6 protein-coding genes and 1 pseudogene are annotated in these 7,958 nt (G+C 62.4%); 3 read left to right on the forward strand and 4 right to left on the reverse strand.

The genetic code is table 11. From position 1 onward, the window contains the following. Positions 1 to 138: 138 nt before the first annotated feature. The 3 genes from B0G38_RS22895 to B0G38_RS22905 all read right to left on the reverse strand — a co-directional run bounded on the left by B0G38_RS22895 (position 139) and on the right by B0G38_RS22905 (position 3,497). The gene (locus B0G38_RS22895; RefSeq protein WP_264671608.1) at positions 139 to 1,626 is read right to left on the reverse strand and encodes an APC family permease; all 1,488 of its coding nucleotides are present in this window, start codon (positions 1,624 to 1,626) and stop codon (positions 139 to 141) included. Between the two features lie 180 nt (positions 1,627 to 1,806). Next, complete coding sequence (locus B0G38_RS22900) at positions 1,807 to 2,754, reverse strand: AraC-like ligand-binding domain-containing protein (protein WP_264671613.1); 948 nt, start codon at positions 2,752 to 2,754, stop codon at positions 1,807 to 1,809. A gap of 146 nt (positions 2,755 to 2,900) precedes the next feature. Next, complete coding sequence (locus B0G38_RS22905; RefSeq protein ID WP_264671609.1) at positions 2,901 to 3,497, reverse strand: TetR/AcrR family transcriptional regulator; 597 nt, start codon at positions 3,495 to 3,497, stop codon at positions 2,901 to 2,903. A gap of 152 nt (positions 3,498 to 3,649) precedes the next feature. Here B0G38_RS22905 and B0G38_RS22910 point away from each other — a divergent pair, with 152 nt between their 5' ends. From B0G38_RS22910 to B0G38_RS22920, 3 genes are read left to right on the forward strand one after another with little or no spacing between them, the layout of a single operon-like run. After that, positions 3,650 to 5,560, forward strand: a complete 1,911-nt coding sequence (locus B0G38_RS22910; protein ID WP_264671610.1) for a primary-amine oxidase — start codon at positions 3,650 to 3,652, stop codon at positions 5,558 to 5,560. A gap of 6 nt (positions 5,561 to 5,566) precedes the next feature. After that, complete coding sequence (locus B0G38_RS22915) at positions 5,567 to 6,064, forward strand: hypothetical protein (protein ID WP_264671611.1); 498 nt, start codon at positions 5,567 to 5,569, stop codon at positions 6,062 to 6,064. Positions 6,065 to 6,109: 45 nt separating this feature from the next. After that, positions 6,110 to 7,654: an MFS transporter gene (locus B0G38_RS22920; protein ID WP_264671612.1), complete on the forward strand. Its 1,545-nt coding sequence runs from the start codon at positions 6,110 to 6,112 to the stop codon at positions 7,652 to 7,654. 139 nt (positions 7,655 to 7,793) lie between these two features. Here B0G38_RS22920 and B0G38_RS22925 read toward each other — a convergent pair. Next, positions 7,794 to 7,958: pseudogene (locus B0G38_RS22925) on the reverse strand (3,4-dihydroxyphenylacetate 2,3-dioxygenase); the annotation flags it as partial.

Genomic DNA, 7,958 nt, shown 5'->3' on the forward strand with positions numbered 1-7,958 from the left:
CACCTGGGCCAAGTAGCCAGAAAACCACCTACGAATAACGCCGGAATCCCCGCAAACACGGGGATTCCGGCGTCTCAGACAGACGTAACTTCGGTTTAACGCTGTGATCGTCTTGTATTCTGGCTGGCAAGCGTCGGCCTAATCATCCCCGCTTCCGCCGCTACCAATGCCGCTGTAGACCAGAGGCCTGGCACTTTTCAGATACAGTCCCCAAAGCACTCCGAGTACGCCGGGCACCAACGCGACCGCGGGCAGGATCCATGAAAGCGGTGACGTTCCCTCGGTGCCTATGAGTACATCGAAGTTGACGACGATCAGGATGAATACGGCGCCCAGGAGTGCGGCAGCGAGTGCCGGAGCGACGATACGCGTCCAGACTGAATATCCTCCACCGTGCCTGCGGAAGTATCCGATGACAGCCAGCGAAATCAGGACGAGCAGCAGGACAAGACCGAATGCACCGGTGTTCGTCAGCCATGTAAAGAAGGTCAGGACAGGATACAGCGGGCCGAGCTCGGACCCGATGCCAGCGACGGCGAAAATGAACAGCATCACCAGGGCAAGCGCGGATTGGACGAGCGAGCCGGCAACAGGAGCATGGCTTCTCGGACTGACATAACCCAGCCGCCTCGGAATGACTCCTTCCCGTCCCAGCGAAAAGACATAGCGCGCTACGGCGTTGTGAAAGGCAATGAGCGCGGCCAGAAGACTCGTGATGAACAGGACCTGCGTGATGTCCGCGGCGACAGTACCCGCATGCGCACTCAGAAAGACGAAGAGCAGGTCGGGGCCGAATTCCTGAGACTGGGCGACAACTTGGCTTGGTCCGGTCGCGATGGTTGTTGCCCAGGCCGAAAACGCATAGAAGAGTGAGATGACGGCAATTGCGATAAACGTAGCCCGCCCGATCGAACGTTTGGGATCCTTGGCCTCCTCACTGTAGATGGCGGCCGATTCGAAGCCCATGAATCCGGCAATGCTGAAAGCCAAGGCTGCCCCCACGCCTGCGGTGAACAGGTTCGACGGGGCCAGGCCCGCTGCCGAGATACCCTCCGGCTGCACGGCCAAAGCGACTATGTCGAACACAATGACAGCCAGGAATTCCAGGCCGACCAGAACGGCGATCACTTTGACCGACAGATCCACCTTGTTGATGCCGATCCAGCCGACTATCAAAAATCCGACGGCGGCGGTCAGCCACCATGGAACTTCGGCTCCGATCTTGCTGCCGATGAACGAGGCGGACGCGAAGCCGAAGAGGCCGTAAATGCCGATCTGCATGGCGTTGTATGCGACCAGCGCCACCCACGCCGCGCCGACTCCGGCCGCCCGTCCCAACCCCTGGGAAATGTATGCGTAAAAGGCCCCGGCATTGCGGATATGGGCGCTCATTGCCGAGTAGCCCACCGCAAAGACTGCCAGGCAGATCCCAAGGACCAGAAAGGACGCCGGAATTCCCACCACACCGGTAACAGCGAAGTTGCTGGGTGTGCCGCCGGCGATAACAGTCAGCGGCGCCGACGCGGCAATGATCATGAAAACAAGGGCAGGGACGCCCAGCGTCCTGCGGCTTAAGCCTTGAGTCTCTGTGCTGGGTGGAGTTTGCAGTGCTCGTTGCTGTGTCATTAAAACCTCCAACGGGAGAATAAAAGATGTCTTGATTGTGGCATCAATCACTCTGTGAGGGGTTGTCGTCGCGGGCACCGGTGTTGACTAAGCGTGCACAGCTTGCGATGCGGTACTGATTGCGGCGGGATGGACGGGCTCCAGCTGATGCTGGGTCCGTGGTGACCGGATGCCCGTTGTTCAGCCCAGACGGTAGGCGCTGGGCGTTTGTCCGTAGGCACTGCGGAAGATGCGGCTGAAGTGCGCCGCATCGACAAAGCCCCACCGGTTGGCAATGATTCCGACGGGCCGCTCAGCAAGAATAGGATCGCGCAGATCCCGCCGGCAGTGTTCCAGTCTGCGCGCCCTGATCCAGGTGGCGACAGTGGCATCGGCATTGTGGAAGATGTTGTGCAATTGGCGGGTGGAAATGTAATGGGCAGCCGCGATGTTCGCCGGAGCGAGGCCTGGATCGCCTAGGTTGGCTTCGATGTATTGCCGGATCCGGACGAGCAGTTCGCTATAGTGTCCTTCCTCGGTGCTTCGTCTGGTGCTGAGTTCGTTGTCGAACATAGTGGCGATCAGGTCGACGGCGTTGTGCGCCAGCCGATGGCCGCTCGGTCCGGTGAGCACTTCCAGGTTTTCCGCCAGTTGCATCATGAATGGGCTGATCATGCGGCCCAACCCTTGGTCTCCGGCCATCCGCACAGCGGTCAGCTGACCCACCTCGTCGGGGGAGAGATCCAGGAGATCGTGGGGAAACATGACCACCAGTGTCCGGAAGTCCTCCTCAAACGCCAGGGTGTAAGGCCGGTGGGTGTCGTACACCGCAATGTCCCCCGGACGCAGCGCGGCTTCCCGGTTGTCCTGGATGAGGATGCCGTGGCCGGAGAGCTGCAGGTTCAATTTGAAGAACAGCCGGTCGGACCGTTCGATCAGAGCCGGAGTGCGCAGTACCTGATGGCCTTTTGCGGTCACCTCCACGATGGAAAGTTCGTCCAGCACCCGCGAACGTAGCACGCCACTGAAATCTTGGCGTTTGTCCGAGCGGACTTCCAGGGGCACGAAGGATTCGGACACAAGGTGTTGCCACTGACTGAAGTTGTCCGCGACGGCAGCCTGCACGTCACCGGACTGTTTTCCGCGCATACCGCGGACTGTGGCTGCTGGCACGACGTCCCCTTACTCCTACCCGCCCTTTACTGCGGGGTGTGTGGTTAAGCACACTCCGTCCAATTTAGCGGCTTTTGTCGGTCGCCGCCATGTTTTTTCGACAGCGGGCGAAAAACGGGCGGTCACGGACGAGTCGCCAGCAGCTCCAGGTAGCCATCCAGCTGGGCCGCCAGTTGGGCCGGTGAGTAGTGGTCCGGATCCAGCACCGCAGTTATCTGGGCGCCCAGCACCATATTCATGACGTGCCCGGCGATTGCCTCATCGCTGACTGCGGTTGAAACCTCGCCTTCGGAGCGCGCCTGCTGCAATTGCTCGACCAGACTTGTCCGCCACTGTTCCATCGAGGAATCGTGAAGCTCCGCCTTGGACTGGTCTGTCAGCGCTTTTTGCCAAAATGGAATCACGATGCGGGCCTCGTTGAGCCGGTCTTCGTCCAGCGGAAGAATTTCCTTACAGTACGCGCGAAGCGCGGCCAAGCCGGTTTTGCCTGTGGTGGCAGCAGCCATGCGCCGGTTGGTCTGGTTGAAGACGTGCTCAAACGCAAACGCGAGCAGATCGTCTTTCGTGGGGAAGTAGGGCTTGAGGGCACCATTGGCAAAGCCTGCTTCGGCTGCGATCTCACGCATGGTGGCGGCATCCATGCCAAGGCGGGCGATGATTCGCCAGGTGGCGCTCACCAGTTCCAACCTGCGTTGGTCGTGGTCGACGATCTTCGGCACTGCTTGCTCCCTCGGAAAATATTGGGTCTTACCCCTTGTGATGCATCTTACTGGCCGTTATTCTCTACAGACATAGAAAAATAAGTCCGTAGCCGAGGCCGTCATTGAGGGGCATCGGTACGGGCAGGAAATTCCTATTCGAAAGGGTAGCCATGACCACCACAGCGGGAGTCACCAACACTGCCTATGCTTTGGCTACGGCCGATGAAATCATGCGGGTCCGCGAAATCCTAGCCGACAACGGTCTGGTAGGTGACGCGACGAGATTCGCCTACCTCGGCCTGGCTGATCCTCCACGCGGGCCCCAGAGCGCGGAGGACCGGCGCTTCCGTGCCTTTCTGCATGATGTCTCGGGTGCCGCGCCCCGGGATGTCACTGTCTCGGTCACTGAGAACAGGGTGCTCTCCGTGGCAGAACTGGATACTTCGCTCACCGGTGAACTGCCCGTGCTGGAGGAAGAATTCGAAGTTGTTGAGCAGATTCTTGGCCAGGACGCACGCTGGCTGAAAGCGCTCGCGGAGCGGGGGCTCGACGTCGACAAGGTGCGGGTAGCCCCGCTTTCCGCGGGGGTATTCGAGTACCCGGAGGAGAAGGGCCGCCGGATCCTTCGTGGCCTGGCCTTCTACCAGGAGTTCCCGGAGGACAGCGCCTGGGCCCACCCGATCGATGGTCTGGTGGCCTACGTTGACGTGGTGAGCAAGAGCGTGGACCAGGTGCTGGACTTCGGAGCGGTGCCGGTCCCCGCCGAGCACGGCAACTACACGGACCCGGAACTGACCGGGGAACTGCGCACCACCCAGAAGCCGATCGAGATCACCCAGCCGGAAGGGCCGAGCTTCACCGTGACCGGCGGCAACCACATCGAATGGGAAAAGTGGAGCTTCGATGTCGGTTTCGACGCCCGCGAAGGCGTGGTGCTGCACAACATCGCGTTCCAGGACGACAGACGCCGTCGCTCCATCATCAAGCGCGCTTCCATCGCCGAGATGGTTGTTCCCTATGGTGATCCGTCACCGGTGCGCTCCTGGCAGAACTATTTCGACACGGGCGAATACCAGGTGGGCCAGTACGCCAACTCGCTGGAACTGGGCTGCGACTGCCTGGGCGACATCACCTACCTCTCGCCGGTCATTGCCGACGGCTTCGGCAACCCACGCGAAATCCGCAACGGCATCTGCATGCATGAAGAGGACTCAGGCATTCTCGCCAAGCACTCCGACCTGTGGACGGGTATCAACTACACCCGCCGCAACCGCCGCATGGTGGTCTCCTTCTTCACCACCATCGGCAACTACGACTACGGCTTCTACTGGTACCTGTACCTGGACGGAACCATCGAGTTCGAGGCCAAGGCCACCGGTATCGTGTTCACCAGCGCGTACCCAGGCAAGGGGTACGAGTACGCGTCCGAGATGGCGCCAGGACTCGGAGCGCCATACCACCAGCATCTCTTCAGCGCCCGGCTGGACATGGCTCTGGATGGTTTTACCAATCGGGTGGAGGAAGAAGAAGCGGTAAGGGTGCCCACCGGTGAAGGCAACGAACGCGGCAATGCCTTCACCCGGCGTCGTACGCTGCTGGCAAGGGAGTCGGAGGCAGCGAGAGACACGAACATGGCGGCAGGGCGCACCTGGCACATTTCCAACCCTAAATCGCTGAACCGGCTCGGCGAGCCGGTGGCCTACAAGCTGTACCCGGAGGGACAGCCGACCTTGCTGGCTGATCCCGGTTCGTCGGTAGCCAGGCGCGCGGCTTTCGCTACGAAAGACCTTTGGGTCACCCGTCACGACGAGGCCGAGCGGTACCCGACCGGAGACTTCGTCAACCAGCATGCGGGCGGGGCAGGCCTGCCGGCTTATATTGCCCAGGACCGGAATATCGACGGCGAGGACATCGTCGTGTGGCATACGTTCGGCCTGACGCACTACCCCCGGGTTGAGGACTGGCCGATCATGCCGGTCGATACGGCGGGCTTCAGGCTCCGCCCCGACGGTTTCTTCGACCGCAGCCCCGTCCTGGACGTGCCGCCGAGCAAGCCCGCCGGCGGACACTGCCACCGGTAGCGGGCCATGATGCTGGGGCTGATGCAGCCGAAGGCTGCGGCTGGGACCGGATGGCACGCCCGTCTTTGCTCCCTCGCCGCCTTCGTCGCGATCGCGGCCCACTTTTGGATGGCATGGGCGCACCGGGACAGTTGGTGGCAGGCCGGCGTGATGCTGGCGATGGCTGTTGTCTGCCTGCCCTGCGCCCTCGTCCTGTGGCGCACAGCCGGGGTGGAGCCGGCGAAGATGCTGATGCTCGCAGCGTTGGCAATGGCGGCGTTCCACGCCGTGCTCCTGCTGCTGCCGAACGGCGGGGTAGGCCACAGCCATCACACCGGAGTAGCTGCTTTGGCGCCGGCCGCCACGGCAGCCGGTGCCGGAACGGGCGGAATGCTGGTGCTGATCAGCTGGGAAATCGTAACCGGGATGCTGGCGGCAACTTGGCTCCGGCGCCGAAGGGAAACGCTCAACTATAGCCGGGCCGAAGCTCCAATGGTAGACCGGTGCGGCGCCTCGCCGACATAACAGCCGAAGTTTTGACCCCGACAGGTGCGGGCGTATGAATGGAGGGTGACCGCACCGCTGAATCCGTCCCAGGATCCGGACTATGTTCCGGATCCTGGCCGTTGGCGCATTCTCGGGGTCCTGCTGGTCACCGTCTTCATGGCGCTGGTGGGCGTCAGCATTGTCAATGTCGTGCTGCCCTCCATCCAGGCGGGGCTGGGTGCCAGCCAATCCGATATCCAGTGGGTGCTCTCCGGATACGCGCTGACCTTCGGCATCGTGCTGGTGGCGGCCGGGCGCGCCGGCGATATCTTCGGCAGGGGCCCAATTTTCATAGCCGGATTGGTGATCTTTACTCTCTCGTCGATCGCTGCAGGCCTGGCTCCCGATGCCTTCACCCTGAACATCGCCCGGTTCATCCAGGGCATAGGCTCCGGCCTGCTCAACCCACAGGCGATCGGAATGATCCAGCAGTACTTCCGGGACGGCGAACGGGCCCGGGCTTTCGGCCTGATGGGCACGGTCATTGGTGTCTCGGTTGCCATCGGGCCCTTGCTGGGAGGCTTGCTGGTCGAGATTTTCGGCGTGGAGCACGGTTGGCGCTGGACGTTCCTGGTCAACGTTCCCGTGGGCATCCTGGCCCTGGTTCTGGCCTTCCTGTGGTTCCCGAAGCCCATGCTGAACGGCTCATCTCCGGCACGCGCCGCGCCTGTGGAGGTAGCCGTGCCGGAGTCCACCCCGCTGAACCGGTCATGGTTGCCGTTTGCCAAAACACGGCCGGCCGGCCATCATCCGCGGGATCTGGACCCCGTCGGGGCGTTCCTGCTGGGCATGGCCGTCCTTATTGTGCTGCTGCCCTTCGTCGAGTCTCGCGGCTCGGCGTGGACCTGGGCGATGCTGCCCGCCGGTCTGGCGGTCCTGGCCCTGTGGGTGTGGTGGGAGCACCGTTACAAACTGCGCGGCCGCAGTCCGATGGTGGATCTGCACTTGTTCCGCGGCGCAGGCTTCACCAATGGCACCCTCATTTCCGGTCTCTACATGCTCGGCATGACGAGTGTCTGGGTTCTGGTTGCGCTCTACGTCCAGAACGGGCTGGGGCGCACCGCGTTGGAGGCCGGCCTCATCAGTTTGCCCGCAGCCATCATGGCGGCTGTGGGGTCCCATTGGTCCGGCGGAAAGGTGATGGAGTACGGGCGGAGGGTTGTGATCTGGGGAATCCTGTGCGCCCTCTTCGGGCTGGGTTCGAGCGTGATGGTCATCCACTGGCAGACGGCGTTCGGTCTGAACTTTTGGTGGCTGCTGTTTACGCTGTCCTTCGTGGGCACGGCCCAGGGGCTGGTGATCAGCCCTAACCAGACGTTGACGCTTGCCGACGTTCCCCTGGATTACGCGGGCAGCGCCGGGGGAGTGCAGCAGACCGGACAGCGGATCGGAACCTCCGTGGGGATCGCGATGATGACGGCCATCGCCTTTGCCACCCTGGCCCAAACGGATTGGGAAACGGCCATCACCGCGGGCTTCGGCGCCATCGCCTGCGTGGTCCTGATAGCACTGGCCGTAGCGATCAAGGACCACCGGCGCCGGGTGATCGAAGTAGCCGGCACCGCCTAGCCGCCGGTATCGCATAGAGGAGCCGCCGCACGTGTCTTGAACGCCCGCCGGAATGCCCAAGCAAGTAACGCAATTTAACGCACGACGGCGGGGTGCGGCACACTGCCGCATCCCGCCGTCGGACTTTGCTGCAGCTTTGTTACAGCTGGGCGCCGACCTTGAAGCCGCGTTCCTCGCCCGGTTCGCGGGTGTAGGAGAAGCCGTCGGCGCCGATGGTCACGGCCATTTCGGAGGCGTCGGTGCGCTGGATGACCGGCTGGGGGTTGCCGTCCAGGTCCAGGACCAGGGAGGCCTCGGTGTACCA

The sequence above is a fragment of the Crystallibacter permensis genome, from assembly GCF_025960875.1.
In the GTDB taxonomy this organism is placed as follows: Bacteria; Actinomycetota; Actinomycetes; order Actinomycetales; family Micrococcaceae; genus Crystallibacter; species Crystallibacter permensis.

Coding starts and splice junctions, on each gene's coding strand:
- B0G38_RS22895 (WP_264671608.1), bottom strand. CDS start 1,626: ATGACACAGCAACGAGCACTGCAAACTCCACCCAGCACAGAGACTCAA.
- B0G38_RS22900 (WP_264671613.1), bottom strand. CDS start 2,754: ATGCGCGGAAAACAGTCCGGTGACGTGCAGGCTGCCGTCGCGGACAAC.
- B0G38_RS22910 (WP_264671610.1), top strand. CDS start 3,650: ATGACCACCACAGCGGGAGTCACCAACACTGCCTATGCTTTGGCTACG.
- B0G38_RS22915 (WP_264671611.1), top strand. CDS start 5,567: ATGATGCTGGGGCTGATGCAGCCGAAGGCTGCGGCTGGGACCGGATGG.